Origin of the sequence: Aeromicrobium sp. (assembly GCF_050700635.1) — a bacterium.
Taxonomy (GTDB): Bacteria; Actinomycetota; Actinomycetes; order Propionibacteriales; family Nocardioidaceae; genus Aeromicrobium.
In genome coordinates, this window is record NZ_JBOHDT010000138.1 from 1 (window position 1) to 26,521 (window position 26,521).

A 26,521-nucleotide genomic window follows, 5' to 3' on the forward strand; every position below is an offset into this window, starting at 1 on the left:
CCGGACGTCGCCCCGCCAGCGGTCGAGGACCGCGCCGGTGGCGACCTCCCACGCGACGCCGCGCCCGGCGAGCTCGGTGCGCAACGCGTCGGCGTCGAACGGGGCGTCGGAGGCCACCACCACCAGGTTGCCGCCGCCGCCTCCGGTGAAGGACTGGGGCTCGGCGGCCAGCGCGACGTGGTCGAACACCCGTTGCAGCGTGGCCACCTCGGCACGAGCGAACCCGAAGGGCTCGTGGTCGATGAGGTTCGCGACGTACACGCCGTCGTCGGTGAGGACCCGCCGCACCTGGGCCATCGCCTCGAATGTGGTCAGGTGCCACGGCACGCTGACCCCACCGAACGCGTCGCCGACCACGAGGTCGCGACTGTCCGTCGCGAGCCGCTCGAGGCCGAGCCTGCCATCCTCGACCCGGACCCTGACGTCGGCCGACGTCGTCAGGCCCAGCTCGTCACGACTGATCTCGACGACACCCGGGTCGATCTCGGAGACCAGGCTCTCCGTGCCGGGGCGAACAGCCTGCAGGTACCTCGGCACCGTGAGCGCCCCACCGCCGAGGTGGTAGGCGCGCAGCGGCGATGATGCGGGGAACGTCGCATCGATCACCGAGACAACCGCCCGGACGTACATGAACTCCAGGTGCCCCGGGTCGTCGAGGTCGACGTAGGAGTGCCGCAGCCGGTCCAGGACGAGTACTCGTCCGCCCTCGCGCGCTTCATCGGCGTGCACCGAGGCGCAGTGGTACCTCGTCTCGACGTCGCAGCCGCCCGGGGCGACCGCTGCGCCGAGCCCCACCACGAGGAGGAGGACGGCCGGGCCCGAGGCGGCCCGCCAGCCTCGCGTCCGCAGCTCCATCAGCACCGAGGCCAAGACCAGGAGCACACCGAGCGCGACGAGGATGGTGCTGACGCGGACAACCGACACGAGGACGAAGCCGGTGAGCACGGTTCCGAAGATCGCTCCGGCGGTGCCGACCCCGGACAGGTGTCCGACCACCGTGCCGGTCTCGTCGATGGTGGAGAGCCTCAGCTTGGCGATCGTCGGCGAGACCGCCGACAGCAGCGCCCCGGGAACGAAGAGCGCCACCATCGCGCCGATGAGCACCAGCGAGCCGTCGCTGATCGGCGCGATCCAGCGGATGAATGCCGGCGTCGCCGCGATCGCGAGGCCCGACCCGAGCAGCAGCGGGCCGAGCATCCGTCGCGGATCCACCTGGTCGGCCAGGGTGCCGCCGACCCAAGAGCCGACGGCGATCGCCGCCAGGACGATGCCGATGACGAGGGTGTTCATCTCGAGCGTCAGCCCGAGATACGGGGCCAGAAGGCGCATTGCCACGAGCTCGACGACGAGCACCGCTGCCGACGCGGCGAACACCAGTACGTACGCGGTGCGGGCTGTCAGGCCACCGCCGGTCACGAACGCGTGAGCTCGTCGGCCGCGAGCAGCCGGTCCAACGCAACGACCCAGGCCCCGTAGTAGGGCGTGGTGTCGGGGAGGTCGGCGATGGCGGCGATGAGATACGTGCGGAAGGTCGCCCAGTCCTGCCCGGACGCTTCCAGGTAGGCGGCCGTGAGGCCGAAGGCCCGGCTCTCCCACGGTGCGTCGAAGATGAGCTCGCCGTTGCGACGCGGCACGTCCTCGGGCGGCTGGCCGATCGTGCTCACCGGACCACGCCGATCATGTGGTCCCGGGTGACGAGCCCGGCCAGCTCGTCCTCGTCTTGGCCAGACATGTCATCGGGAGCGAGCGGCAGGACCAGGTAGCGGACCTCGGCGCTGGAGTCCCAGACTCGGACCTCCACGTCGTCCGACAACGTCGTGCCGAACTCGGCGAGCACCGCCCGAGGTTCGCGCACCATCCGGGAGCGGTAGGCGAAGCTCTTGTACCACTGGGGCGGCAGGCCGAGCACCGGCCACGGGTAGCACGAGCAGAGGGTGCAGACGACGACGTGGTGGACATCCTCGGTGTTCTCGAGCACGACCAAGTGCTCGCCCTCGGCGCCGCCGAGCCCGAGCTCGCCGACCGCGCTGGTGCCGTCGTCGAGCAGCCTCGCGCGGTATTCGGGGTCGACCCAGGCGCGGGCCACGACACGGGCCCCGTTCATCGGACCGACGTCGTGCTCGTACGTCCCGACGATCGCGTCGACCACGTCGGAGGTGATCAGACCGCGCTCGATGAGCAGCGCCTCGATGGCCTCGACGCGCTGCTCGCTCGAGCCTTTCGTCCGTGGGTGGTGCCCGGTCATGCGAGGTACCGGTCCCACAGGTCGATGTACAGCCAGCCGGGCTCGGCGTCGGCGCCCCATAGGTCGGCCATGGCGAAGCGGACGGTGTAGGTCGCCTCCGGCGGCTCTTCGGAGCTTGCGTGCGGCCACCCGCCAGGCAGTCGCGTCACGGTTCCGGTGACGCCGCGGAGGTAGCGCGGGCACCGGTGATGGCCGGTCGGCGCCATCCGCTTGACGGTGACGCTGTCGCCGACCTCGAAGCTTGTGGGCACGTCCTCGCCGCTCGGCCCACGAGGGCGATTGACGAGCGCGCCGGTGAGCCGGCTCGCGATCTCGGGGTCGGTGTCGTCCTGGTGCTCTCGGGGCGGCTCAGGTGCGTCGACGCGGGCGTCGATCTCGGCAGACGTGAGCGTGCCGGCGTCGATGAGCCCGCACTCGACCGAGCGGGCCCACCGCTCGAAGTAGCTCGAGGCGAGGTAAGTGGCCGGGTCCATCGCCTCGATGCCGGGACGGATCGATCCCGAGCGGAGGCCGGCCGCGCCGGTGGCGATCATGAGGCCGAACGTCCGCCCTTCCCAAGGCTCGTGGAAGACCGGCTCGTCGTCCTCGACCGTCACCGCGCCGAAGCCGTGCATGCCGCCCATGTCGTGGATGCCGTCCACTTTCCCTCCTACGCGGTGACCAGTCGACCCGCGACCGCCAGGTCGTAGCCTGCGCACATCGCCGGGTACCAGCTCGGGATCCGCGACCCCTCGCCACTGTCGTGGACCATGTCGAAGACAGCATGCGCAGCCCACCCCGCAGCGACGACGTTCCTGGCATTCGTCGGAGTCTCACGTGCAGCCAAGGAGGCCAGCGCCCCGGCTGCGACCAACCCCACGATCTCCCGCGCGAGCGGCGCGCTCGGCTGACGCTCCTTCCGTGCGAGTGGGTAGATCGCCGCTGCGACGACCAGCCCGCCAGCGAGCGCCATCGCCCGATGCTTCGGTGCCAGCCTTTCCGTGAAGACGTCCGTCCCGATTCCCGCGACGGCCCCGATCGCTGCACTGACGGCGTTGTCCATGGGCGTCAGCGTAGTTCCTCGGACGTCGCCGCAGATCGCGGAAGCGCGGCGTCCACCTCGGCGGCGGCGCGTTCGCCGGACGTGATCGCGCCGTCGATGTATCCACACCAGCGCTCCGCGGTCTCGGTGCCGGCCCAGTGGATCGGGCCCACCGGTTCGCGCAGGGCAGTCCCGACCTGCGTCCATGCGCCGGGCGGCAAGTGTGCTCCGTAGCAGCCGCGGGTCCACCGCTCGGCGCTCCAGTCGCGCTCGACAAAGGCCACCGGATGACGCGCGTCGTCGCCGAAGTAGTGGGCGAGCACGTCGAGGACCTCAGCCTGCCGCTCGTCCGGCGTCACGGCGGAGAGCCGGATTGCGTCGGCGGCCTCGATGAACGCGACGAGCACGCCGGGCGACCCGTCCCCGGGTGGCGTGCCGTCGAAGACGACCTTGACCGGAGCGGTGTCGCCCACTGCCTCGCCGCTGAGCCCGGCGTCGCGCCAGAACGGACGGTCGTAGACGGCGTGGCACTTGATGACCGAGCCCTGCGGCATCCGCTGGGTGAGTGCATCCCGGGTGCCCGGCATGACCGGCTCGAAGTGCAGGCGACCGGCGAGTGTGGGCGGAACGGCAACGATGACGCGGGATGCCTCGCGCGTGCCGCGTTCCGTCGTGATGCGGACACCGGTGCCCTCGACGGCGATGGCGGTGACCGGCTCGTCGAGCCGGACGCGGTCGCCCAGGCCGGACGCCAAGTGCTCGGAGAGCTGCTGCATCCCGCCGTCGACGCGGGCGTGCTGGGCGCCGCCCTCGGTGCTGATCAGGTGTTCCAGTCCGCCGCCGGAATGGCTGTAGAACAACGCGTGGAGGAGGGACACGTTCGTTGCCTCGGTCGCGAACACTGCCTCGCAGCAGATCCGGAAGAACTCGCGCCCCTTCTTCGTACGGCAGGCGTCCAGGATCCAGGTCTCGAAGGTCTGGCCGTCGAGCACGTCGGCGTTCGGTGTGGCCCACGGACGGTCGAGGTCGACGCTGGTCGCCAGCTTCTCGAAGCGCTGCAGCGAGAGACCCACGTCGAGCACGGTTATCGGACCGAGCCGAGGCGTTGATCCGGTGTAGCGGCTGAGCCCGCCACCCAGGCTGACGAGGTCCTGTCCGCCACCGGCCTGGTCGATGATGTACAGGCCGAACCGCTCCAGCTCGGCGAGCAGGGCGTGCTGCCCCGGTCCTACCCATTGGCCGCCGGAATCGACGCGGAGCCCGGGGACGCCGGGGACATCCACGGTCAGTGTCCGGCCGCCGACCCGCTCCCTGGCCTCGAGCACGATCGCGTCCCGCCCGGCGGCGACCAGGCGGTCGGCAGCCGTCAGGCCGGCGACCCCGGCTCCGACGACGATCGCATCGTGCCTCATGAAGCAGACACTACGCGCCCTGTCGGTGCGGGCTGGGAGAATTGCCTGAGAAGGTCAATGCCTTAATTTCGACTGGAATGACAGGGAAAAAGGTGATCCAGGGTCTTGTGTCTGGCGGCCTCGAACAGATAGAATCGAGGAAACGTTCGAACACGTCTCGGGGGAAATATGGCTCAGTCGCCGGCGCAGCAGGTCGTGGATCTGCACGTGCTGCTCGACTCGATGTCCCTCGACGCCTACGACGACATGGCCGGACCGGAGTGCGCCGCGTTGGCGACGTCGCTGATGCGGGCGACCGCCCGGGTCAAGGCGCACGAGCTTTCCGCCGTTCGGTCGGTGGAGAAATCCGACGAGGCGCGGCGCCGGGGCGCGACCTCGACCGGATCGTTGCTGGCCGGCTCGTTCGGTGGAGACCGCCGGGCGGGTGACCGACTGGTCAAGCAGGCCGACCGGATCGCGAAGGCCACTCAGACCCAGGGCGCGCTCGCGAAGGGTGAGGTGTCGCTGGCGCAGGCCGAGCTGATCGCCAAGACCCTCGACGGCCTGCCGTCCACCGTGACGGTCGACCAGCGGGAGGCATGCGAGACCCAGCTGCTGTGCGACGCGCCCAGCATGGACCTGAAGAACCTCAGCCGCCGCGCGGACCGGATCACCGACGTGTTCGACCCCGAGCACGTCGACGAGACCGAGAACCGGATCGTCGAGGACCGCGAGAAACGGGCGTGGGCGAAGACCGAGTTCTGGATGGTCGACCAACGCGACGGCACCCACAAGGGCGGGTTCGTGCTCCCCGAGGCGCAGGCCGACATGCTCCGCACCGCGCTCGAAGCCATCAGCGCACCACAGGTCATGAAGAACGAGACCCCCGAGGACGCCGTCCTGTACGAGCGGCCGCGGTACGGGCAGAAGATGGGGTGGGCATTCTGCACCCTGATCGAGAAGATCCCCGCCGACCAGCTGCCCGACACCGCCGGCGTCGGCGCGATCATGACCGTCAACCTCGACCACGACGTCCTCATCGACAAGGTCGCCACCGCCACCCTGTCCACCGGCACCAAGATCTCCGCCGGTCAGGCCCGCCGGATGGCGTGCGAGCTGCGGATCCTGCCCGCCGTCTTCGGCGGCGAGTCCCTCCCACTCGACCACGGCCGAACCAAACGACTGTTCACCCGACACCAACGTCGAGCCCAGGAACACCGCGACAAGGGTTGTATCTTCCCCGGCTGCGACCGGCCACCGCACTGGTGCGTCGGACACCACGCCAGACGCACCTGGGCCGACGGCGGAACCACCGACCTCGACGACGGCGTCCTCATCTGCCCACACCACCACCGCGTGGTCCACGACCGCGGCTGGGACATCGTCTTCGCCGCCGACGGCATCCCCGAACTCATCCCACCCGCCACCATCGACCCGAAACGACGACCACGCAGACACGCAAGGTTCGCCCTTGCCGCCTGACGAAGCGGAGCTACGGACGCAGCAGCTCGTAGCCGTTCAGATCGTCCACCGATCCGTCGCCGAGCAGCTCGGCCGCGGTCTGGGTGCCGAAGTGCCGGAACCCGGCGGCGACGGCCACGGCGTTGCTCGGCGGGTTGCCAGCGGCCGCATAGAGCATGAGGCGGGCCAGGTTGAGGCCGGACCGGTCGAAGGCGTGATCGACGACGGCGCGAACGGCCTCGGTCATGACCCCGCGCCCTCGGGCGTCCGGATGGGTCCAGTAGCCGACCTCGCCTGACCCTGACCAGCCGAGCATGTCCATGACAGCGACGTTGCCGAGCAGCATGTCGGTGTCGCGGTCGGCGACCGCCCAGGTGGCCTTGGCGCCCCGCGCCGCCTGCCAGACGCAGTCGTTCAAGTAGCCGCGGGCGGTGGCCTCGACGTACGGGTGCGGCATGCCGTTCAGCCAGTGCCGTGTCGTCTCGTCCGAACAGGTCTCGACGACCCGCGGGATGTCCGCCTCGACGAATGGACGTAGGCGAAGTCGCTCGGTCTCGATCACCGGCGACTCGGCCCAGCGCACCAACGGCACCGGTGCGTCGCCGAAGCGACGCGAGCCGGCCCAGGCGTCCACCACCAGGTCACGCTGCTGCACGATGCCCGGTGTGACTCCGTGGAGGGAGAATCCCGCAGCGTGGGCAACCCGCAACGAGTCGACGTTGCCGACGTTCGCGCGCCAGTGGACGATCTCGACGCCTCCCTCGACCAACGCCCAATCGGTGGCCAGCCGCACCGCCCGCACCATCAGGCCGCGACCGCGCGCCCAAGGATGCAGGACGAACCCGATGTCGGCGATGGGAGTGTCGCGAACGTCGACGTTCCCGGCATACCGGCCCTCCGCCTCGATGGCCCAGCCGCGATGGCTTTCCTCGTCCCAGCCCCGCGGAATCACGGTGAATGCATAGTCCTCGACCGTCTCCTGAGTGCTGTCGAGAGGGATCGAGGTCCAGCGCAGCGCCTCCGGGTCCCGGCACATCTCGAGCATGAGGTCGACATCGGTCGGTACGTGGGCGCGGAGCGTCACCACACCGTCGGACAACACCGGCACCGACAAGGGCCAGCGCAAGCCGCCGGTCAAGCGTTCTCAGCCCGGAACGGGTCGGCGGGGTAGACGCCGAGCACCTTCACTTCAGTGGTGAAGAACGCCAGCTCGTCCAGGGCGCGACGGACCGGTAGGTCGTCCGGATGGCCGTCGACCTCGGCCAGGAACTGCGTGGCTGTGAACTCCCCGCCCACCATGTAGCTCTCCAGCTTCGTCATGTTGACACCGTTCGTCGCGAATCCACCCAGGGCCTTGTAGAGCGACGCCGGCAGGTTCTTCACGTTGAAGATGAAGCTCGTGACGACCGGTCCGTTGTCGGCGGGTGCCTCGATGAGCTCGGGGGAGAGGACGACGAACCGGGTGGTGTTGTGGTCCTCGTCCTCGACGTCGTCGGCGAGGATCTGCAGACCGTAGATCTCGGCGGCCAGCGGCGGGGCGATCGCGGCCTGGCTGACGTCCTGCGCATCGGCGATCTCGCGGGCGGCGCCGGCGGTGTCGCCGGAGATGACCTGCGTCAGCCCGTGCTCGCGGATGACGCGACGGCATTGGCCGAGAGCGTGCACGTGGCTGTGCACGGTCTTGATGGTCTCCAGGCTCGACCCTGGCACACCCATCAACGTGAACTGGATGCGCAGGAAGTGCTCGGCGATGATGTGCAGCCCGGACGTGGGCAGGAAGTGGTGGATGTCGGCGACGCGGCCGGCGATCGAGTTGTCGATCGGGATCATCGCCAGGTCGGCGTCGCCGTTCTCGACCGCCGCGAAGACGTCCTCGAACGACGCGCACGCCACCGCCTCCCAGTCGGGGTAGTGCTGCTTGCACACTAGGTGGGAGTTGGAACCAGGCTCACCCTGGTACGCGATGCGTCTCACTCGCCTAGTGTCTCAGGCCGTTTCGGCGGGCCCAACGAGCGGACCACCGGCTGGCCCCAGCCCGCGGCGTCGAATCGTCGCTCCACGAGCTCGCGGACGGCCGCGACCCGGTCTGGCCGGACGAGGAGGAGTCCCATCCGGGCACCGAGCGCCCCTGCCTCCAGCGCGGCGTCGCTGGCGTTGTCGAGCTTGGCGTCGCTCACGTCGAAGTCCTCCCGCAGGGAAACGTGTGACGCCGTGAGGATCGTGCCCAGCTGGGGCCAGTTGCCGGACTCGATCGCCCGCGCACCGGCTCGCACTCGCGCCGTCTCGGTGATGACGTGCCGGGTGCGGGCCTTCAGCGACTCGTCCTCGAGCTTCAGCACGGCATCGGGACCGGCGTCGGCGAGGTGCACCAGGCCGAGTGCCTCGGCGGCCTGACGGCACTCGTCGCGTCGGTCGGGAGGTGCCGCGACGCCGGTGTCGACGATCATCAGCACCAGCCCGTCGTCGAGCGCCGGCGAGGGCTCGGACTCGATGACGATGTCGACGCTGCCCGAAGTGATCCCTTGGTCGTCGAGTGTCTCTGCAACCGCCGCCGGCAACGAGGAACGCTGACCGTCGACCCAGACGTTGACGGTGTCGTCGTCGCGCGGCCGCGCCTTCACGGTCATCGTCCGCCCGGTGGCGACTGACAGGGAAGGCCCACCACAGTGATCGAGCTGCTCACCGAGCAGGTGGACGACCTCGGGAACCTGCCACTTCTGAACGTCGACCACCCCAGGAGCCTAGGTCAGACGCCCTCAGACTTGCTGGCACAATGCACAGCATGCCCGAGCCCGCCGACCGTCCGCGCGCGCTCTCGGGGGCGCAGCCGACGGCCGACTCGTACCATCTCGGCAACTACTTCGGGGCGTTCAAGCAATGGGTGGCCCTGCAGGACGAGTTCGAGACGTTCTACTTCATCCCCGACCTCCACGCGATCACCGTCGAGTACGACCCGGCGCAGCTGCGCGAGCGCACCTACATCGCCGCGGCCCAGCTTCTCGCGTCCGGCGTCGACCCCGAGCGCAGCGCCCTCTTCGTGCAGAGCCACGTGCCCGAGCATGCCCAGCTGGCGTGGGTGCTCGGCGGCATCGCCGGATTCGGCGAGGCCGCCCGCATGACGCAGTTCAAGGACAAGAGCGCGAAGAGCGGCTCCGACTCCGCCAGCGTCGGGCTGTTCACCTACCCGATCCTGATGGCGGCCGACATCCTCATCTACCAGGCCGACAAGGTCCCGGTGGGCGAGGACCAGCGCCAGCACGTCGAGCTCACCCGCAACCTCGCGCAGCGGTTCAACCACCGCTTCGGCGAGACGTTCACGGTGCCCGAACCGCACATCGTCAAGGAGACGGCCAAGATCTACGACCTCCAGGACCCGGGCGCCAAGATGAGCGGATCGGCCGTGTCGCACTCCGGGGTCGTGAACCTCACCGACGACCCCAAGAAGGCGGCCAAGAAGATCCGGTCGGCAGTGACCGACTCCGGCAGCGAGGTCCGCTTCGACCCGGTCGAGAAGCCGGGCATCTCCAACCTGCTCCTGATCCACTCCGCGCTCACCGACCGGCCCATCGCCGACATCGAGGCCGAGTTCGCGGGTCAGCAGTACGGGCACTTCAAGGTGGCGCTCGGAGAGCTCGTCGCCGACTTCGTCGACACGTTCGGTACCCGCACGCGCGAGCTGCTCGACGACAAGGGCGAGCTCGATCGCGTCCTCGCCGCCGGCGCCGCCCGGGCGCGAGAGGTCGCGGCCCAGACGCTGGCCACGGTCTACGACCGTTCTGGATTCGTCCCGGGCGCCATCCGGTGAGCCGGCTGACGATGGGGGTCGCGATCGCCATGCCCGAACCCCACGGAACCTTTCTGCGCGAGATGCGCGCGACGTTCGGCGACCCTCTCGCCGAGACCGTGCCGAGTCACGTGACGCTGCTCCCGCCTCACGAGGTCGACGTCGTCGACCTGGACGAGATCTGCGCTCTTCTCGACAAGACGGCCGGATCCATCCCCGCGTTCCGGATGCGGTTGCGAGGAACGGGCACGTTCCGCCCGGTGTCGCCGGTCGTGTTCGTCACCGTGAACGCCGGCTACGTCGCGACCGAGGTCCTGGCCGGGCGGCTGCGCGCAGCCATCGGCGCCCCGCGCGCCGAGTTCTCGTTCCACCCTCACGTCACGGTGGCGCACCACCTCGACGACGCCGCGCTCGACCATGCCGACGAGACGCTGCGCGACTACGAGTGCGAGTTCCGGGTCACCGAGTTCGCGCTCTACCTGCACGACCCCCACGCCGGCTGGGAGCCCCAGCGCTGGTTCGCCCTAGCTCCTTGAACGCCCCCTCCTTGAACGATGCCAGCAGCTCGTCGCGGAAGGCGAGCGCGGCCAGCTGCAGTGCGTCCGAGCGAAAAGCCAGGGCGATCTCGCGCCGCAACGACGGCTTCTCCAGCCGCGTGCTGCGCAGCCCCGGGCGACTTCCCAGGACCATCTCCGGCACCACCGCGTGCCCGAGGCCGGCCTCGACGAACCGCAGCGCCGCACTCATCTCGCCGCCCTCGACGGCGAGATGCGGCTCGAACCCGGCGTCTCGGCAGGCGCCCAGGGTCACCTCACGGAGGTCGTAGCCCTCGCGGAACATGACAAGCGGCAGGTCACGCAGGCCGGCGACGTCGATCACCTCAGGCATGTCGGCGCTGGCCGGGCTCGCCAGCACCAGGCGCTCCCGCAGGAGCGACGTCGTCTCGATCGCGCCCGTCTCGACAGCACCGTCCGAGCGCAGCGGCACGATGAGCAGGGCGAGGTCGAGCCGGCCCTGGCCGAGCTCACCGGTGAGAACCCGCGAACCGGCCTCCTGCACCTCCAGCTCGATGTCCGGATGCAGCTCGTGGAACCGGGTGAGCAGCTCGGGCACCAGCCAGTCGCACAACGTCGGCGTGGCGCCGAGCCGGACGCGACCGCGTCGCAGTCCGGTCACCTCGTCCACCGATCGTTGCGCGCTCTCGAGGTCCCTGAGGATCCGTTGGGCGTGGGGGAGGAGCGCCTCCCCGGCGCTGGTCAGCTCGATCTGTCCTCGGTTGCGAACGAAGAGTGGTGAGCCGAGCGAGTTCTCGAGCACCCGGATCTGCTTGGAGAGCGTCGGCTGGGAGACGCCCACGAGGCTGGCGGCGTGGGTGAAGTGCCGGGTTCGGGCGACGGCCGCGAAGTAGGCGAGCTGCTGGACCTGCATGGGAATCACCATAGCCGTTGGCTATGAATGGCTACCTCATTATGACTTTGCGTTCCAACCGGAACCAGGAATACGGTGACCGTTGGCAGATCCCCTGAGCGAATCGACGAGGCATGACGACAACCACCACCGGCTCCGGCCGCGCCGCGATCGCCGCCCGCACCCTCCGCACCGACCGCTGGTGGTTCCCGCCAGCCATCCAGGCCGCCGGGCTCCTGGCCTGGGTCGCGTACGCCGTGGGGCGCACTGCGATGAAGGACTTCTACTGGGTCGAGCAGTACCACTACCTGACTCCTTTCTATTCGCCGTGCACGTCCACCGCCTGCATTCCCGAAGCCGCACACTTCGGCACCTTCCTGCCCGACTTCTGGTTCATACCGGCCTACGCGGTGCTGAGCCTGCCGTTCCTGCTGCTCTTCCGGCTGACCTGCTACTACTACCGCAAGGCCTACTACCGGGCGTTCTGGATGTCGCCGCCGGCCTGCGCCGTCGCGGAGCCGCACCAGAAGTACTCCGGCGAGACGCGCTTCCCGCTGCTCGGCCAGAACCTGCACCGTTACTTCTTCTACGCCGCGGTCATCATCTCGCTGATCAACACCTACGACGCGATCCTGGCGTTCCGGACCGCCGACGGTGAGTTCGGCCTCGGGCTCGGCAACGTCATCCTGGTCACCAACGTGGTGATGCTGTGGGCCTACACCGCGTCGTGCCACTCGTGTCGAAGCATCATCGGCGGCAAGCTGAACCACTTCTCCAAGCACCCCTTGCGTTACAAGCTCTGGGGCTGGGTCACGGTGCTGAACGGACGGCACATGATGCTTGCGTGGATCACCCTCGGGACGCTGGCGCTCACCGACTTCTACATCTGGGGCCTGGCCGCCGAGTGGTACTCCGACCCCCGAATCATCAACTGAGAGGAGTGACTTCGTGAGCGAGATCGAGACCCACTCCTACGACGTCATCGTCATCGGCGCGGGCGGCGCCGGACTGCGCGCGGCCATCGAGGCGCGGCAGGCGGGCAAGCGCACCGCGATCATCTCCAAGTCGCTGTTCGGCAAGGCCCACACCGTCATGGCCGAGGGCGGTTGCGCGGCGGCGATGGGCAACGCGAACCCGAACGACAACTGGATGGTGCACTTCCGCGACACCATGCGTGGCGGCAAGTTCCTCAACAACTGGCGGATGGCCGAGCTCCACGCCCAGGAGGCGCCAGACCGCGTCTGGGAGCTCGAGACGTACGGCGCGCTCTTCGACCGCACGCCGGAGGGCAAGATCAGCCAACGCAACTTCGGCGGCCACACCTACCCGCGCCTCGCGCACGTCGGCGACCGCACTGGTCTCGAGCTCATCCGCACCCTGCAGCAGAAGATCGTCTCGCTTCAGCAGGAGGACTTCGCCGAGCACGGCGACTACGACGCGATGCTCAAGGTCTACGCCGAGTGCACTGTCACCGACCTCATCAAGGACGGCAACCAGATGGCCGGCGCGCTCGCGTACTGGCGCGAGTCCGGTCGGCACCTGCTGTTCGAGGCTCCCGCGATCGTGATGGCCACCGGCGGCGTCGGCAAGTCGTACAAGGTCACGAGCAACTCGTGGGAGTACACCGGCGACGGCCACGCCCTCGCCCTGCGGGCCGGCGCCAAGCTCATCAACATGGAGTTCCTGCAGTTCCACCCCACCGGCATGGTCTGGCCGCCCTCGGTCAAGGGCATCCTCGTCACCGAGTCGGTCCGCGGCGACGGCGGCGTGCTGCGCAACACCGAGGGCAAGCGCTTCATGTTCGACTACATCCCGGACGTCTTCAAGGCGCAGTACGCGACCTCCGAGGAAGAGGCCGACCGCTGGTACACGGACGCCGACAACAACCGGCGTCCACCCGAGCTGCTGCCCCGCGACGAGGTCGCCCGCGCCATCAACACCGAGGTCAAGGCGGGCCGCGGCTCACCGCACGGCGGCGTGTTCCTCGACGTCTCCACCCGGATGCCGGCCGAGACGATCATCAAGCGGCTCCCGTCGATGCACCACCAGTTCAAGGAGCTGGCCGACGTCGACATCACCAGGGAGGCGATGGAGGTCGGCCCGACCTGCCACTACGTGATGGGTGGCATCGAGGTCGAGCCGGACACCGGCGCTGCGTCCGTTCCGGGCCTCTTCGCGGCCGGAGAGTGCTCCGGCGGCATGCACGGGTCCAACCGCCTCGGCGGCAACTCGCTGTCCGACCTGCTCGTCTTCGGCCGGCGTGCCGGTGCCGGCGCCTGCGACTACGTCGACGGGCTGTCGTCGCGTCCGGCGCTCAATGACGTCGACGTCAAGGACGCCCAGGAGCGCTCGGTGGCGCCGTTCGGTGACGGCTCGCAGGAGGGCGCTGAGAACCCGTACACCCTGCACCAGCAGCTCCAGGCGACGATGAACGAGCTGGTGGGCATCATCCGCCAGGAGAGCGAGATCCAGGAAGCGCTCGACAAGCTCGCCGAGCTGAAGGAGCGCGCGAAGAGCATGGTGGTCGAGGGTCACCGCCAGTTCAATCCGGGCTGGCACCTCGCGCTCGACATGCGCAACATGCTGCTCGTCAGCGAGTGCGTCGCCAAGGCGGCGATCACGCGGACCGAGAGTCGCGGCGGCCACACCCGCGAGGATCATCCGGCGATGGACGCCGAGTGGCGCCACGTCTTGCTGGTCTGCACCGAAGCGCCCGATGGCTCGGTCGAGATCAACCGGCAGGAGCAGATCCCGATGCGCTCGGACCTGATGGAGCTGTTCCAGACCGACGAGCTGAAGAACTACTACACCGACTCAGAACTCCCCGGAGGGACGGACTGATGGCCTACCAGCAGAACTTCCGCGTCTGGCGCGGCACCGACGAGGGCGGCGACTTCGTCGACTACGAGGTCGAGGTCAACGAGGGCGAGGTCGTGCTCGACGTCGTCCACCGACTGCAGGCTACCGAGGCACCCGACCTGGCTGTGCGCTGGAACTGCAAGGCCGGCAAGTGTGGGTCGTGCAGCGCCGAGATCAACGGCCGCCCGCGCCTGCTCTGCATGGCACGCATGTCGACGCTGCCGCCCGAGACCACCGTCACGATCACGCCGATGCGCACGTTCCCGGTCATCCGCGACCTCGTCTGTGATGTCTCGTTCAACTACGAGAAGGCGCGTGAGGTGCGCGCGTTCGTGCCGCCCTCCGACCTCGAGCCCGGCGAGTACCGCATGCAGCAGGTCGACGTCGAACGCTCGCAGGAGTTCCGCAAGTGCATCGAGTGCTTCCTGTGCCAGAACACCTGCCACGTCGTGCGCGACCATGAGGAGAACAAGGCGGCGTTCTCCGGACCGCGCTACCTCATGCGCATCGCCGAGCTCGACATGCACCCGCTCGACGCAGCCGAGGCCGAGGAGGGCCTCGACCGCAAGGCGTCGGCGCAGGACGAGCACGGGCTCGGCTACTGCAACATCACCAAGTGCTGTACCGAGGTCTGCCCCGAGAACATCAAGATCACCGACAACGCGCTCATCCCGCTCAAGGAGCGTGTCGTGGACCTCAAGTTCGACCCGATGTTCATCCGTCGCCGAAAGAAGCGCTGATCCCGACCCGCAACGACCCGGGAGCATTTTGATTAGCATGGGTAATGACCTATGCTAAGGATATGCCTTCTGACTCCCAGCGACTCGCTCGGTCGGTCATTCACCTCACCCGCCGGCTCCGGCAGGAGCGCCTCACCGAGCTGACGCCCACGCAGCTTTCGGTACTCGGCACCGTGATGGTGATGGGTCCGTCGACTCCCAGCGCGATCGCCGCCCGCGAGGGCGTCCGACCGCCGTCGGTCACCCGTACCATCAACTGCCTCGTCGACGACGGGTACGTCGTGCGTGAGCCGCATCCCGATGACCGTCGTCAAGTGCTGGTCCGCCTGTCCGACAAGGGCGAGAAGATGCTGGTCGAGGAGCGCAACCGACGCAACGCCTGGCTCGACGCCCGACTCGCCAAGCTCACCGTCGACGAGCGCGTCACCCTCCGCAGGGCGTCCGACCTTCTCGAGAAGCTGGCTCAAGCCCCCGAATGAGCACTGCATGAGTCCCACGTTCCGTTCCCTGAGCATTCGCAACTACCGCGTCTACGCGATCGGCTCGCTGATCTCCAACGTCGGCACCTGGATGGCCCTCACCGCCCAGGCGTGGCTGGTGCTCGTCCTCACCGGCAGCGGGTCCGCGCTCGGTGTCACCGTCGCGCTCCAGCTGCTGCCGACACTCCTGCTGTCGCCGCTCGGTGGCGTGCTCGCGGACCGGTTTGCCAAGCGCACCGTGCTGCGCGTCATGCAGGTCATGATGGCCGTGCCTGCCGCCGTGCTCGGCGTGCTCGCAGTCACCGGGGTCGTCGCCACCTGGCAGGTGTTCGTCCTCGCCTTCGTCTTCGGGATCGGGCGCGCGCTCGAGGCCCCGTCCCGCCAGTCGTTCGTCCCCGAGATGGTCGGCCGCGACGAGCTCGGCAACGCGGTCGCGCTCAACTCGGCGTCCTTCAACGCCGGCAGACTCATCGGCCCGGCCGCCGCCGGACTCCTCATCGCGGCCCTAGGCGGTGGTGTGGTCGGCACCGGCTGGGTGATTCTCGTGAACGCGGCGAGCTATGGCGCCGCCTTCCTGGCGCTGTCCATGCTCGACCAGGACCGGCTGACGCCCACGCCGGTCATCGCCGCCGGTCGCGGAGCCATCCGTGAGGGGGTCCGGTACGTCCGGTCCCGTCCCGACCTCGTCCTCGTGATGTGGTGCGTGTTCTTCCTCGGCGGGTTCGGCATGAACTTCCAGATCACCAGCGCGCTGATGGCCACCGACGAGTTCGGCAAGGGCGCCAGCGAGTTCGGCGTCCTGGGCTCGGCCCTGGCCGTCGGATCGCTCGCCGGGTCGCTGCTGGCCGCCCGACGGGCCAGGCCTCGGCTGCGCTTCATCGTCCTGTCCGGACTCGCCTTCTCGGTCGTCCAGATCGCCTCCGGCCTGATGCCGACGTATTACACCTACATGGCCGTGCTGCCGCTCGTGGGCATGAGCGTGCTCACGATGGCGACGACCGCCAACGCGATGATCCAGATGACGTCCGCACCGGTCATGCGCGGACGGGTGGCGGCGCTGTACGTGATGGTCTTCATCGGTAGCGTGCCGTTCTTCGCGCCGGGCATCGGGTGGGTCGCCGAGACGCTCGGCCCGCGCACCGCCTTGGTCTCCACCGGCATGCTTGGCGGACTGGGCATCCTGGCCGTCACCACGTGGTACCTGCGCCATTCGGACCGGCAGGACGTCACCTGGCGTCGGGCGGCCCTGGACCTACGCTGGGAACATGCACGTCGAGCGGACCTTCGTGGTCGACCGGACAGTGGAGGACGTCTTCGACTTCCTCAGCGACTTCGAGAACACCGGGCAGTGGGATCCGGGCACGATCGAGACGCGACGCCAGTCCGGTGATGGCGGGCTCGGCACCACGTACCGCAACAAGTCCCGTTTCATGAAGCGCGAGGTCGATCTCGAGTACGAGACCATCGGCTTCGACCGTCCGACGTCGTTCGTCTGCCGCGGCCGCAACGGCCGCACCACGGCCACCGACCGGATGTCGTTCACCCGCGACGGCGACCGCACCCAGATCAACTATCGGGCCGAGTTCGACTTCCCGTTCCCGGTCAACGTCCTGGTCCCGCTGATGATTCGGCGCAAGCTGGAGAAGCTCGCCGACGAGACCGTCGAGCAGATCAAGCGAACTCTCGACGTCCGCTGACGCGATATCGTGGGTGGATGCCCCACGAGCAGATCAGCCGCGCGATCGAGGTCATCACCCCGGACCTCATCGAGCTGCGCCGCGATCTGCATGCGTATCCGGAGCTGTCGTGGCACGAGGAACGCACCACCGACGTCGTCGCGTCGTGGATGGACAAGAACGGCATCGGATACGAGCGGCTCGACGGCTCCGGTCTGATCGCCGAGATCGGGCCGCAGGAGGGCCCGATCATCGCCCTTCGGGCTGATCTCGACGGGCTCCCGGTGCAGGACACGACGTCCGACCCGTGGCGCTCGACCGTTCCCGGGGTGGCACATGCCTGCGGTCACGACGTCCATGCGGCCGGGCTGGTCGGCGCGGCCGTGGCGCTCGCCAAGCTGCACGAGGTGGAGCCCCTTCCGGTGCGGGTGCGGCTGATCTTCCAGCCCGCGGAGGAGGTCATGCCCGGCGGTGCGCTCAAGCTGCTCGCCGGCGGAGCCCTCAAGGGCGTCTCGCGCATCTTCGCGCTGCACTGCGACCCCACGCTCGACGTGGGTCACGTGGGTCTGCGCGAGGGTCCGATCACGGGGGCTTCCGACCGCATCCACGTCACCCTGGCCGGCCGCGGTGGCCACACGTCGCGTCCGCACCTGACCGAGGACCTCACGTACGCGATGGCCAGCCTCGTCACCCAGCTGCCGGCCGTGCTGTCACGGCGCTTCGACCCACGGGCCGGCGCCAGCATGGTGTGGGGGCACGTCCGCGCGGGCAATGCGGCCAACGTCATCCCGGCCCAGGGCGAGCTCAGCGGCACGTTGCGCATGCTCGACGCCTCGGCCTGGCACTCCGCGGAGCATCTCGTGCGCGGGCTCATCGCCGACATCCTCGAGCCGTTCGGTGTGAGCGCCGGCGTCACCTACATCCGGGGCGTGCCTCCGGTGGTCAACGACTTCGACGCCACCGAGCGAATGCGTCGGGCGGTCGGCGACGCGGTCGGTCCCGGCGGGGTCGCGACCACCACGCAGAGTCTCGGCGGCGAGGACTTCGCCTGGTACGTCGAGTCGGTACCGGGCGCGATGGGTCGCCTCGGCACCCGCACGCCCGACGGTGCGACCTACGACCTCCACCAGGGCAACCTCCGCATCGACGAGCGGGCCATCGCCGTCGCCGCATCCGTGCTGGCCCACGCCGCCATCGGTTAAGAATCGGTGTCGACCGCATCCATTCTGTCCCGAGGCCTGCCGCCTGCGCCCGCTGCCCATTAGGGTGCGAACGTGCCGGAATCCCGGCTCCTTATCGAGGAGGAATCTTGCGTCGACTGACCCAGCTTTCCGCCGTCGCCGTCGTTGCCGCACTCGCCCTCACGGGCTGCGGGAGTGATACGCAGGACGGCGGTGGCGCGAACGATGCCAGCAATGATCTGTGCAAGTCGGCCAAGGGCGACGGGCCGAAGATCGGACTCGCCTACGACGTCGGCGGACAAGGCGACCAGTCGTTCAACGACTCTGCCTACGCGGGCCTCGAGAAGGCCGTCGGCGAGTTCAGCGCCACCTGTGTCGAGGGTGAGGCCGTCGATGGTGAGGCCGAGTCCGCACGCGAGGACCGCCTGCGCCAGATGGCCGACGGCGGCGCCACGGCCGTGATCGGCGTCGGCTTCGCCTACAGCGAGTCCATCAACAAGGTCGCCCCCGACTACCCGGACGTGAACTTCGCGGTGGTCGACGGCTTCGACCCCGACGAGGAGGCCAACGAGAACGTCGCCTACCTCGGGTTCGCCGAGGAGCAGGGCTCCTTCCTGGTCGGCGTCGCTGCCGCCCAGACGACCAAGAGTGACACCGTCGGCTTCGTCGGCGGTGTCAACAACGACCTCATCAAGAAGTTCGAGGCCGGGTACGTGGCCGGCGTCAAGGCGGCCAAGCCGGACGTCGAGGTGCTCGTCAACTACATCGAGCAGTCCAACCTCAAGGGCTTCGCTGACCCGGCGGGCGGCAAGTCCGCGGCCACCGGCCAGTTCGACGAGGGCGCCGACGTGGTCTACCACGCCGCCGGCGGATCGGGATCTGGCGTCTTCGACGCTGCGGTCGACGCGGGCGACGGCAAGTGGGCGATCGGTGTCGACTCCGACCAGTGGAAGACGGCCACGGAGGAGCAGAAGCCGCACATCCTCACCTCCATGCTGAAGCGGGTCGACACGGCCACATACGACTTCATCCAGTCGGTCGACGGTGGCGAGCCGCTGACGAGCTACCAGGTCTACGACCTGAAGGCCGATGGCGTGGGCTACTCGACGTCAGGTGGGTTCATCGACGACCTCACCGGTGACATCGACGGGTTCAAGGAGAAGATCATCAGCGGCGACACCAAGGTTCCGACCAAGCCGTAGATCGACACGAGACGGGCCTGGGCCAGCGCGGTAGCGTGCGGCCCAGGTCTGTTTCTGTACTGGGAGGGCAGCAGTGGCGACTGAGGCACCGGGCGTCGAGCTCGTCGGCATCGGCAAGCGGTTTCCCGGCGTCGTGGCGAACCACGACGTCGACGTCACCATCCGACCGGGCACCGTGCACGCCTTGGTGGGTGAGAACGGCGCCGGCAAGTCGACGCTGATGAAGATCCTGTACGGGGTCCAGCGTCCCGACGAGGGCACCATCCGCATCGGTGGCCCTGAGGTCGACATGAAGTCACCGACCGACGCCATCGAGCACGGAGTCGGCATGGTCTTTCAGCACTTCATGCTCGCCGACAACCTCACGGTGCTCGAGAACATCGTGCTTGGAGCCGAGAAGCTGCACGGCATCGGCGACGAGGCACGGGCCGAGCTCTCCCGCATCTCCGACCGGTTCGGGTTCGGGCTGGAGCCGGACGTGCTGGTCGAGAAGCTCGGTGTCGCCGCCCGTCAGCGGCTCGAGATCGCCAAGGTCCTCTACCGCGGCGCGCGCATCATCATCCTCGACGAGCCCACCGCCGTGCTGGTGCCGCAGGAGGTCGACGCCCTGTTCGACAACCTCCGCGAGCTCAAGCAGGCCGGCAACTCGGTGCTGTTCATCAGCCACAAGCTCGACGAGGTGCTGGCCATCGCCGACGACATCACCGTCATGCGTCGCGGCACCACGGTCGGCACCGCCGACCCCGCCACGGCCACCAAGCATCAGCTCGCCGAGATGATGGTCGGGGCCGAGCTGCCGTCACCGGAGACGGGGGAGTCCACCGTCACCGACGACGTCCAGCTGGAGCTGGAGAGCGTCACCCTCGTCGACGAGTTCGGCCGCAACCTGCTCACCGATGTGTCGTTGTCCATCCGCCGCGGCGAGGTGCTCGGCATCGCCGGCGTCGAGGGCAACGGGCAGACCGAGATCGTCGAGACGATCATGGGCATGCGCATCCCCACGTCGGGCACGGTCCGGCTCGGCGACCGCGACGTCACCCGCTGGGACACGCGCAAGCTGCGTGAGGCCGGCATCGGCTACATCCCGGAGGACCGTCAGCGGCACGGCCTTCTGCTCGACTCTCCGCTCTGGGAGAACCGGGTGCTCGGCCACCAGACCCGGGCACCGAGCGCCAAGGGACCGTGGATCAACCGCTCCGGAGCCCGCAAGGACACCGAGCGGATCGTCGAGCAGTACGACGTTCGCACCCCCGGCATCGACGTCCCGGCGCGGGCGCTGTCCGGCGGCAACCAGCAGAAGCTGATCGTGGGCCGTGAGATGAGTGGCGACCCGGTGTTGCTGGTCGCCTCGCACCCGACCCGCGGTGTCGACGTCGGTGCCCAGGCGGCCATCTGGGAGCACATCAAGCGGGCCCGCAAGGCCGGCCTGGCCGTGTTGCTCATCTCCGCCGACCTCGACGAGCTGATCGGCCTGTCCGACACGATCCAGGTCATCCTGCGCGGCCGCATGGTCGGCACGTTCGACCCGGCCGAGATCACTCCTCAGGATCTCGGCACTGCCATGACCGGTGGGGAGGCAGCGTGAGTCTTCAGCGCATTGGTATGGCTCTGCTCGCGCCGCTCATCGCGGTCGTGGTCGCCGTCCTCGCCACCACCGTCGTCATCGCCGCGTCCGGCAGCTCGCCCGGCGACTTCTGGTCGGCGATGTTCAGCAATCCGCTGCCGCGCATCCGCGTCAACATCGTCAACCAGACGGCGATGATCTACATCGCGGCGGTGTCCGGCGCCATCGCGTTCCGCATGGGGCTCTTCAACATCGGCGTCGAGGGTCAGTACACGATCGCGTCATTCGCGGGGGCGTCGTTCGCGGGTGCGGCCTACCTCGGGGGATTCCTCAACGTGGTCGTCGCTCTGCTGGTCGCGATCGTCGTCGGCGCCGCATGGGCGGGGATCGCCGGCATCCTCAAGACGACGCGCGGCGTCAGCGAGGTCATCTCGACGATCATGCTGAATGCCATCGCCATCACGCTCGTGGGGTATCTCCTCAACCGCTATGGCGTCCATGAGGGCAACACCGTGCGCACGCAGGAGATCCCCGAGAGCAGCCGGCTCGAGGGCTTCACCCCGTACGAGCCGCGCGACGGGCAGGTCTGGTTCCTGGTGATCCTCGCCGTCCTGCTCGGCATCGGGTTCTGGGTGCTGCTCAACAAGACCCGGTTCGGATTCGATCTTCGGGCGAGTGGACAGTCGCAGACGGCGGCCCTGGCCAGCGGCATCGACCCAAAGCGCATGATCGTCGTCGCCATGCTGCTCTCCGGTGCCGTCGCCGGGCTCATCTGGATGCCGGCGCTGTTCGGAGGCGCAGGGTCGTACGGCACGTCGTTCCAGGTCGGGCTCGGGTTCACCGGCATCGGGGTGGCGCTGCTCGGCCGCAACCAGCCGCTCGGCATGCTCTTCGGTGCGGTCCTGTTCGCCTTCTTGACGGCGCAGTCGAACACGCTGACGTTCAGCACCGACATCTCGCCGAGCATCGTGCAGATCACCCAGGGCGTCGCCGTGCTGGCCGTCGTGGTGGCGTACGAGGTGGTCAGGGGCTGGCGCGCGAGGCTCGAGCAGCGGGCGGTCGCCCGTGAGCTTGCACCGGCAGGAGCCACCGCATGAGCACCCGCGTCCAGACCGTTGCCCGCACGGCGACCCAGCACTGGTTCCTCATCGTGCTCGCCGGCATTGCGTTGGTGTCGCTCGTGCGCATCGTCTCGGGCACCGATGACATCTCCTCGGCGGGGACCATCCGTGCCGCGATCATCGCGACCTGCCCGATCCTGATGGCCGCGCTCGGCGGTCTATGGGCCGAGCGCTCCGGTGTGGTCAACATCGGCCTCGAAGGGCAGATGATCCTCGGTACCTGGGGTGCTGCGTACTTCTGCTACCAGGGCGGCCCGTGGGTGGGCGTGTTCGGCGCCGCGCTGTTCGGCGTCATCGGTGGCCTCCTGCACGCAGTGGCCACGGTGACGTTCGGGGTCGACCACATCGTGTCGGGCGTGGCGGTCAACCTCATCGGCGCTGGTGCCGCGACGTTCCTTGCCGAGGCGATCTTCCCCGACCTGGAGGGCGGCGGCCCCCGTCAACTCGTCGGTCTCGACTCACCGGCCAAGATCACCGTTCCCGGTGTCTCCGATGCGGCGCTCGACCTCGCCGGCCAGGGCTGGTTCTTCATCTCCGACGTCGCGGCGTTCGTCGGCGCGCTCACCACGGGTCTGTCGACGCTCAGCATCGTCGCGTTCGCCCTTGTCGCGGTGTCTGCCTACGTGCTGTGGCGGACGTCCTTCGGGCTCCGGCTCCGGTCATGCGGCGAGAACCCGCAGGCGGCCGAGACCCTCGGCGTCAACGTCTATCTGTACAAGTACATCGCGGTCATCATCTCCGGAGGTCTCGCCGGCATCGGCGGCGGCTACCTCGCCCTGGTCGCGTCCAGCGGGTTCAACACCGGGCAGACCGGCGGTCGCGGGTTCATCGGCCTGGCGGCCATGATCTTCGGCAACTGGCGTCCGGGCGGCTTGCTCGTCGGCGCGCTCACCTTCGGCTACACCGACTCACTGCGGCTCCGCGACGCCGACGACGTGCACGCGCTGCTCCTCCTGCTCGCCATCGGGCTGCTGGCGTTCGCCGCGTGGCGTGCCGTGAACGGCTCCTGGCGGGCCGGCGCCGGCATGGGCGTGGCCGGTGTGCTGCTCCTGGTCTGGTACGTCAGCACCGACACGGTGCCACGCGACTTCACGTCCATGACGCCGTACGTCACGACCCTGCTCGTGCTCGCCCTCGGGGCCCAGCGGCTTCGCATGCCGGCTGCGGACGGGCAGCAGTACCGACGAGGGCAGGTCGGATGAGCGACGCATCCTCGGAGAGGTCCGTCGACTGGGAGTCGCTCACCCGGTACGCGACGCAGATGCTCGATCGCGCCTACGCGCCGTACTCCGACTTCCCGGTGGGGGCGGCCGGTCTGGTCGACGACGGCCGCGTGGTGCTGGGCTGCAACGTCGAGAACGCCTCCTACGGACTCGGGCTGTGCGCCGAGTGCGGCCTCGTCTCGGCCCTGCACGGCACCGGCGGCGGGAAGCTGGTGGCGATGATCTGCGTCAACCGCGACGGAGACACGCTGATGCCGTGCGGACGCTGTCGCCAGCTGTTGTGGGAGAACGGCGGTGCCGAGATGCAGCTGGCCACGCCGTCCGGGGTCAAGACGATGGCCGAGGTGCTCCCGGACGCCTTCTCCGCAGAGGACCTGGCACCTCCGTCGTGACGGTCGACCTCCGGCACCCCGAGTTCGTCTCCGACCCCTACCCGGCTCTCGCCGAGCTCCGCAAGGCCGGACCGCTGGTGTGGCACGAGGCGAGCGACCGCTGGCTCGCCACCACCCACGACGCCGTCAGCCGCGTGCTCCGCGACCGCGCGTTCGGCCGCATCTGGACCGACTGGGAACCCGCCGACGAGATGGCCCCCTTCAACGCCCTCCACAAGCACCAGATGATGGAAAATGAGCAACCCGAGCACACGCGGTTGCGCAGGCTTGTCGCCGGTGCGTTCGGGCGCGGGCACGTGGAGCGCCTGCGCCCCCGCATCGAGTCGCTCGTCGAGCAGATGCTCGACCGGCTCGACGGCACGGTCGACGTCCTCGGCGAGTACGCCGAACCGCTGCCGGTGTTCGTCATCGCCGACCTGCTGGGTGTGCCGCGCGCCGACCATGTGCAGCTGCGGGCGTGGTCGCAGGCGATCGTGCACATGTACGAGCACGACGTCGACCAGACCGTTCGCGACGAGGCTGTTTCCGCTGCCATGGCGTTCGCCGACTACGTCCGCGGCGTGGTCGTGGATCGTCGTGCCCAGCCGGGCGAGGACCTCATCAGCGACCTGATCGCCGAACGCGACGGCTCGGCCCGACTGAGCGACGACGAGCTGGTCGCCTCGGTCGTGCTGCTGCTGAACGCCGGCCACGAGGCGTCGGTGAACGTCTTCGGCAACGGCGCCCACGCGCTGCTCACGCACCCCGAGCAGCTCGCCCGCGTCACCGCCGGTGCGGTGCCGATGGCGACCGCGCTCGAGGAGCTGCTCCGCTACGACGCCCCGCTGCAGCTGTTCGAGCGCACCGCCACGGCCGACATCGAGGTTGCCGGCGTCACCGTCCGACGCGGTCAGAAGGTCGCCTGCCTGATGGGGTCGGCGAACCGCGACGAGCTCGTGTTCGCCGATGCCGCAACGCTCGACGTCGGGCGCGACCCGAATCCGCACGTCGGCTTCGGCATGGGGCTTCACTTCTGCCTCGGCGCGCCGCTGGCCCGGCTCGAGCTCGAGATCACGTTCCGCCGGCTGCTCGAGCGCTGGCCCGCCCTGGAGCTCGCCGCACCCGCGCCACGCCGCCCGACCTGGGTGCTGCGCGGTCTCGACCGCCTCGACGTCCACCTGGAGAAGCCATGACCGAACCGTTCGACGCGCCCGACGTCATCGCCACCAAGCGCGACCGCAAGCGGCTGAGCGACGAGCAGATCGACTGGGTCGTCGATGCGTACACGCGCGACGTCGTGGCGCCCGAGCAGATGTCGGCGCTGGCCATGGCGATCCTGCTCAACGGCATGGACCGCGACGAGATCGCGCGCTGGACGGACGCCATGATCGCCAGCGGCGAGCGGATGGACTTCTCCGGGCTGTCGCGGCCGACGGCCGACAAGCACTCCACGGGCGGGGTCGGCGACAAGATCACACTGCCGCTCGCGCCGCTCGTCGCGGCGTGCGGGGTGGCGGTGCCGCAGCTCTCCGGACGCGGGCTCGGCCACACTGGCGGCACGCTCGACAAGCTCGAGTCGATCCCCGGCTGGAACGCGTCGCTCTCGAACGAGGCGATGATGGCCCAGCTCGACGACGTCGGCGCGGTCATCTGCGCCGCCGGCAGCGGCCTGGCCCCGGCCGACAAGAAGCTCTACGCGCTGCGCGACGTCACCGGCACCGTCGAGGCCATCCCGCTGATCGCCAGCTCGATCATGAGCAAGAAGATCGCCGAGGGCACGGGTGCGCTCGTGCTCGACGCGAAAGTCGGGTCCGGGGCGTTCATGAAATCCGAGGCCGACGCTCGGGAGCTGGCCGAGACGATGGTGGCGCTCGGGACTGATGCGGGAGTCACCACCGTCGCGCTGCTCACCGACATGTCGACGCCGCTCGGACTCACGGCCGGCAACGCCGTCGAGGTCGCGGAGTCCGTCGAGGTGCTCGCCGGGGGAGGGCCGGCCGACGTCGTCGAGCTCACCCTTGCGCTGGCCAGAGAGATGCTGGCCGCGGCCGGCAAGCCGGACATCGACCCTGCCGAGGCATTGGCCGACGGCCGGGCCATGGACGTCTGGCGCCGGATGATCGCGGCCCAGGGCGGCGACCCCGATGCCGCCCTCCCGCAGGCCAAGGAGTCGCACGTCGTCATCGCCCCGACGGGCGGCACGCTGACCCGTCTCGACGCGCTCGGCGTCGGCGTTGCCGCCTGGCGGCTGGGGGCTGGACGCTCGCGCCCGGGCGAGCAGGTTCAGGCGGGTGCCGGCGTCGTGCTGAACGCCAAGCCCGGCGACACGGTGTCCGATGGTGCTGCCCTGATGACGCTGCACACCGACGAGCCCGAGCGGTTCGAACGCGCGCTGGCGGCGCTCGACGGAGCGTATGACATCGACGCCGAGCCCGGATCGGTCCCGGACGGATCGGCCAGCATCGTGCTGGACCGGATTGGCTAGGTTGGGTTACATGCGTGTGCTGAACAACCGAAAAGAGATCGCCGCGGCCTCGGGCAAGGAACTGGGTGTCAGCGAGTGGGTGCAGGTCACCCAGGAGCGCATCGACACATTCGCCGACGCCACCGGCGACCGGCAGTGGATCCACGTCGACCCCGAGCGTGCGGCCAACGGTCCGTTCGGCGCGACCATCGCGCACGGCTACCTGACGCTGTCGATGCTCCCGTTCCTCAGCGCCCAGGTCTACGCGTTCGCCGGCGACGTCGCGCGTGTCAACTACGGGCTCAACAAGGTGCGCTTCGTCGCCCCGGTCG

Annotated in this window: 28 protein-coding genes; 18 read left to right on the forward strand and 10 right to left on the reverse strand. The window is 69.1% G+C overall.

All coding sequences use genetic code 11. From position 1 onward, the window contains the following. The 6 genes from ACRDPN_RS10800 to ACRDPN_RS10825 form a co-directional block, all read right to left on the reverse strand. Window positions 1-1,416 (reverse strand): fused MFS/spermidine synthase (locus ACRDPN_RS10800; RefSeq protein WP_431447490.1); only part of this gene is annotated, 1,416 nt, incomplete at its 3' end. Then, window positions 1,413-1,664 carry a hypothetical protein gene (locus ACRDPN_RS10805; protein ID WP_431447492.1) on the reverse strand — a complete coding sequence of 84 codons (252 nt, stop codon included), beginning with the start codon at window positions 1,662-1,664 and terminating at the stop codon, window positions 1,413-1,415. The genes ACRDPN_RS10805 and ACRDPN_RS10800, both read right to left, overlap by 4 nt. Further along, window positions 1,661-2,245: a nitrile hydratase subunit alpha gene (gene nthA, locus ACRDPN_RS10810; RefSeq protein ID WP_431447494.1), complete on the reverse strand. Its 585-nt coding sequence runs from the start codon at window positions 2,243-2,245 to the stop codon at window positions 1,661-1,663. The genes ACRDPN_RS10805 and nthA overlap by 4 nt, the downstream gene beginning before the upstream one ends. Continuing rightward, window positions 2,242-2,886 (reverse strand): nitrile hydratase subunit beta, encoded by a 645-nt coding sequence (gene nthB, locus ACRDPN_RS10815; protein ID WP_431447496.1) that lies wholly within the window; start codon window positions 2,884-2,886, stop codon window positions 2,242-2,244. Before nthB ends, nthA begins: the two co-directional genes overlap by 4 nt. An 8-nt stretch (window positions 2,887-2,894) precedes the next feature. Then, window positions 2,895-3,287 (reverse strand): hypothetical protein, encoded by a 393-nt coding sequence (locus ACRDPN_RS10820; RefSeq protein ID WP_431447498.1) that lies wholly within the window; start codon window positions 3,285-3,287, stop codon window positions 2,895-2,897. Between the two features lie 5 nt (window positions 3,288-3,292). Beyond that, on the reverse strand, window positions 3,293-4,678 hold the full coding sequence (locus tag ACRDPN_RS10825; RefSeq protein WP_431447500.1) for a flavin monoamine oxidase family protein: 1,386 nt from the start codon (window positions 4,676-4,678) through the stop codon (window positions 3,293-3,295). 168 nt (window positions 4,679-4,846) lie between these two features. Here ACRDPN_RS10825 and ACRDPN_RS10830 point away from each other — a divergent pair, with 168 nt between their 5' ends. Further along, entirely contained in the window at window positions 4,847-6,139 is a 1,293-nt protein-coding gene (locus ACRDPN_RS10830) for a DUF222 domain-containing protein (RefSeq protein WP_431447501.1), read from the forward strand. A gap of 10 nt (window positions 6,140-6,149) precedes the next feature. Here ACRDPN_RS10830 and ACRDPN_RS10835 read toward each other — a convergent pair whose 3' ends face one another. From ACRDPN_RS10835 to ACRDPN_RS10845, 3 genes are read right to left on the reverse strand one after another with little or no spacing between them, the layout of a single operon-like run. Further along, complete coding sequence (locus ACRDPN_RS10835; protein ID WP_431447503.1) at window positions 6,150-7,244, reverse strand: GNAT family N-acetyltransferase; 1,095 nt, start codon at window positions 7,242-7,244, stop codon at window positions 6,150-6,152. A gap of 8 nt (window positions 7,245-7,252) precedes the next feature. Then, complete coding sequence (locus tag ACRDPN_RS10840; RefSeq protein ID WP_431447505.1) at window positions 7,253-8,092, reverse strand: prephenate dehydratase; 840 nt, start codon at window positions 8,090-8,092, stop codon at window positions 7,253-7,255. After that, entirely contained in the window at window positions 8,089-8,850 is a 762-nt protein-coding gene (locus ACRDPN_RS10845) for a hypothetical protein (RefSeq protein ID WP_431447507.1), read from the reverse strand. The genes ACRDPN_RS10840 and ACRDPN_RS10845 overlap by 4 nt, the downstream gene beginning before the upstream one ends. Window positions 8,851-8,891: 41 nt before the next feature. On the opposite strand from ACRDPN_RS10845, the gene trpS reads away from it, so the two are divergent. Further along, window positions 8,892-9,923 carry a tryptophan--tRNA ligase gene (trpS, locus tag ACRDPN_RS10850; RefSeq protein ID WP_431447509.1) on the forward strand — a complete coding sequence of 344 codons (1,032 nt, stop codon included), beginning with the start codon at window positions 8,892-8,894 and terminating at the stop codon, window positions 9,921-9,923. Continuing rightward, on the forward strand, window positions 9,920-10,438 hold the full coding sequence (locus ACRDPN_RS10855) for a 2'-5' RNA ligase family protein (protein ID WP_431447511.1): 519 nt from the start codon (window positions 9,920-9,922) through the stop codon (window positions 10,436-10,438). Before trpS ends, ACRDPN_RS10855 begins: the two co-directional genes overlap by 4 nt. On the opposite strand, the gene ACRDPN_RS10860 is transcribed toward ACRDPN_RS10855, so the two are convergent. After that, complete coding sequence (locus tag ACRDPN_RS10860; protein WP_431447513.1) at window positions 10,362-11,330, reverse strand: LysR substrate-binding domain-containing protein; 969 nt, start codon at window positions 11,328-11,330, stop codon at window positions 10,362-10,364. The two genes, ACRDPN_RS10855 and ACRDPN_RS10860, sit on opposite strands and share 77 nt — an antisense overlap. A 113-nt stretch (window positions 11,331-11,443) precedes the next feature. Between ACRDPN_RS10860 and ACRDPN_RS10865 the strand changes: the two genes are divergently transcribed. From ACRDPN_RS10865 to ACRDPN_RS10935, 15 genes are all read left to right on the forward strand, one after another. Continuing rightward, window positions 11,444-12,244, forward strand: coding sequence for a hypothetical protein (locus ACRDPN_RS10865; RefSeq protein ID WP_431447515.1), 801 nt, complete (start codon window positions 11,444-11,446; stop codon window positions 12,242-12,244). 13 nt (window positions 12,245-12,257) lie between these two features. Next, the gene (locus ACRDPN_RS10870) at window positions 12,258-14,150 is read left to right on the forward strand and encodes a fumarate reductase/succinate dehydrogenase flavoprotein subunit (RefSeq protein WP_431447517.1); all 1,893 of its coding nucleotides are present in this window, start codon (window positions 12,258-12,260) and stop codon (window positions 14,148-14,150) included. Continuing rightward, window positions 14,150-14,908 (forward strand): succinate dehydrogenase/fumarate reductase iron-sulfur subunit, encoded by a 759-nt coding sequence (locus ACRDPN_RS10875; RefSeq protein WP_431447519.1) that lies wholly within the window; start codon window positions 14,150-14,152, stop codon window positions 14,906-14,908. The genes ACRDPN_RS10870 and ACRDPN_RS10875 overlap by 1 nt, the downstream gene beginning before the upstream one ends. Before the next feature lie 62 nt (window positions 14,909-14,970). After that, window positions 14,971-15,387 (forward strand): MarR family winged helix-turn-helix transcriptional regulator, encoded by a 417-nt coding sequence (locus ACRDPN_RS10880; protein WP_431447521.1) that lies wholly within the window; start codon window positions 14,971-14,973, stop codon window positions 15,385-15,387. A gap of 7 nt (window positions 15,388-15,394) precedes the next feature. Then, window positions 15,395-16,777, forward strand: coding sequence for an MFS transporter (locus ACRDPN_RS10885; RefSeq protein ID WP_431447523.1), 1,383 nt, complete (start codon window positions 15,395-15,397; stop codon window positions 16,775-16,777). Further along, a complete protein-coding gene (locus ACRDPN_RS10890; protein WP_431447543.1) occupies window positions 16,689-17,084 on the forward strand; it encodes an SRPBCC family protein in 396 nt (131 codons plus the stop codon). Before ACRDPN_RS10885 ends, ACRDPN_RS10890 begins: the two co-directional genes overlap by 89 nt. A gap of 17 nt (window positions 17,085-17,101) precedes the next feature. Continuing rightward, window positions 17,102-18,265, forward strand: a complete 1,164-nt coding sequence (locus ACRDPN_RS10895) for an amidohydrolase (RefSeq protein ID WP_431447525.1) — start codon at window positions 17,102-17,104, stop codon at window positions 18,263-18,265. A 107-nt stretch (window positions 18,266-18,372) separates the two neighbouring features. Further along, window positions 18,373-19,446: a BMP family lipoprotein gene (locus ACRDPN_RS10900; protein ID WP_431447527.1), complete on the forward strand. Its 1,074-nt coding sequence runs from the start codon at window positions 18,373-18,375 to the stop codon at window positions 19,444-19,446. Window positions 19,447-19,519: 73 nt separating this feature from the next. After that, on the forward strand, window positions 19,520-21,031 hold the full coding sequence (locus ACRDPN_RS10905) for an ABC transporter ATP-binding protein (RefSeq protein WP_431447529.1): 1,512 nt from the start codon (window positions 19,520-19,522) through the stop codon (window positions 21,029-21,031). Then, entirely contained in the window at window positions 21,028-22,107 is a 1,080-nt protein-coding gene (locus ACRDPN_RS10910) for an ABC transporter permease (protein ID WP_431447531.1), read from the forward strand. The genes ACRDPN_RS10905 and ACRDPN_RS10910 overlap by 4 nt, the downstream gene beginning before the upstream one ends. Further along, window positions 22,104-23,333, forward strand: a complete 1,230-nt coding sequence (locus ACRDPN_RS10915) for an ABC transporter permease (RefSeq protein ID WP_431447533.1) — start codon at window positions 22,104-22,106, stop codon at window positions 23,331-23,333. The genes ACRDPN_RS10910 and ACRDPN_RS10915 overlap by 4 nt, the downstream gene beginning before the upstream one ends. Beyond that, window positions 23,330-23,746: a cytidine deaminase gene (locus ACRDPN_RS10920; RefSeq protein ID WP_431447535.1), complete on the forward strand. Its 417-nt coding sequence runs from the start codon at window positions 23,330-23,332 to the stop codon at window positions 23,744-23,746. Before ACRDPN_RS10915 ends, ACRDPN_RS10920 begins: the two co-directional genes overlap by 4 nt. Next, window positions 23,743-24,918: a cytochrome P450 gene (locus tag ACRDPN_RS10925; protein WP_431447537.1), complete on the forward strand. Its 1,176-nt coding sequence runs from the start codon at window positions 23,743-23,745 to the stop codon at window positions 24,916-24,918. Before ACRDPN_RS10920 ends, ACRDPN_RS10925 begins: the two co-directional genes overlap by 4 nt. After that, window positions 24,915-26,210, forward strand: a complete 1,296-nt coding sequence (locus ACRDPN_RS10930; protein ID WP_431447539.1) for a thymidine phosphorylase — start codon at window positions 24,915-24,917, stop codon at window positions 26,208-26,210. Before ACRDPN_RS10925 ends, ACRDPN_RS10930 begins: the two co-directional genes overlap by 4 nt. 10 nt (window positions 26,211-26,220) lie before the next feature. Further along, window positions 26,221-26,521, forward strand: a 301-nt coding sequence (locus ACRDPN_RS10935) for a MaoC family dehydratase (protein ID WP_431447541.1), incomplete at its 3' end; no start/stop codon positions are given.

Bases quoted from the DNA above. Each gene is read 5' to 3' on its own strand.
- nthA (WP_431447494.1), bottom strand. From the start codon at position 2,245: ATGACCGGGCACCACCCACGGACGAAAGGCTCGAGCGAGCAGCGCGTC.
- ACRDPN_RS10820 (WP_431447498.1), bottom strand. From the start codon at position 3,287: ATGGACAACGCCGTCAGTGCAGCGATCGGGGCCGTCGCGGGAATCGGG.
- ACRDPN_RS10825 (WP_431447500.1), bottom strand. From the start codon at position 4,678: ATGAGGCACGATGCGATCGTCGTCGGAGCCGGGGTCGCCGGCCTGACG.
- ACRDPN_RS10830 (WP_431447501.1), top strand. From the start codon at position 4,847: ATGGCTCAGTCGCCGGCGCAGCAGGTCGTGGATCTGCACGTGCTGCTC.
- trpS (WP_431447509.1), top strand. From the start codon at position 8,892: ATGCACAGCATGCCCGAGCCCGCCGACCGTCCGCGCGCGCTCTCGGGG.
- ACRDPN_RS10860 (WP_431447513.1), bottom strand. From the start codon at position 11,330: ATGCAGGTCCAGCAGCTCGCCTACTTCGCGGCCGTCGCCCGAACCCGG.
- ACRDPN_RS10865 (WP_431447515.1), top strand. From the start codon at position 11,444: ATGACGACAACCACCACCGGCTCCGGCCGCGCCGCGATCGCCGCCCGC.
- ACRDPN_RS10875 (WP_431447519.1), top strand. From the start codon at position 14,150: ATGGCCTACCAGCAGAACTTCCGCGTCTGGCGCGGCACCGACGAGGGC.
- ACRDPN_RS10880 (WP_431447521.1), top strand. From the start codon at position 14,971: ATGCCTTCTGACTCCCAGCGACTCGCTCGGTCGGTCATTCACCTCACC.
- ACRDPN_RS10885 (WP_431447523.1), top strand. From the start codon at position 15,395: ATGAGTCCCACGTTCCGTTCCCTGAGCATTCGCAACTACCGCGTCTAC.
- ACRDPN_RS10895 (WP_431447525.1), top strand. From the start codon at position 17,102: ATGCCCCACGAGCAGATCAGCCGCGCGATCGAGGTCATCACCCCGGAC.
- ACRDPN_RS10915 (WP_431447533.1), top strand. From the start codon at position 22,104: ATGAGCACCCGCGTCCAGACCGTTGCCCGCACGGCGACCCAGCACTGG.
- ACRDPN_RS10920 (WP_431447535.1), top strand. From the start codon at position 23,330: ATGAGCGACGCATCCTCGGAGAGGTCCGTCGACTGGGAGTCGCTCACC.
- ACRDPN_RS10930 (WP_431447539.1), top strand. From the start codon at position 24,915: ATGACCGAACCGTTCGACGCGCCCGACGTCATCGCCACCAAGCGCGAC.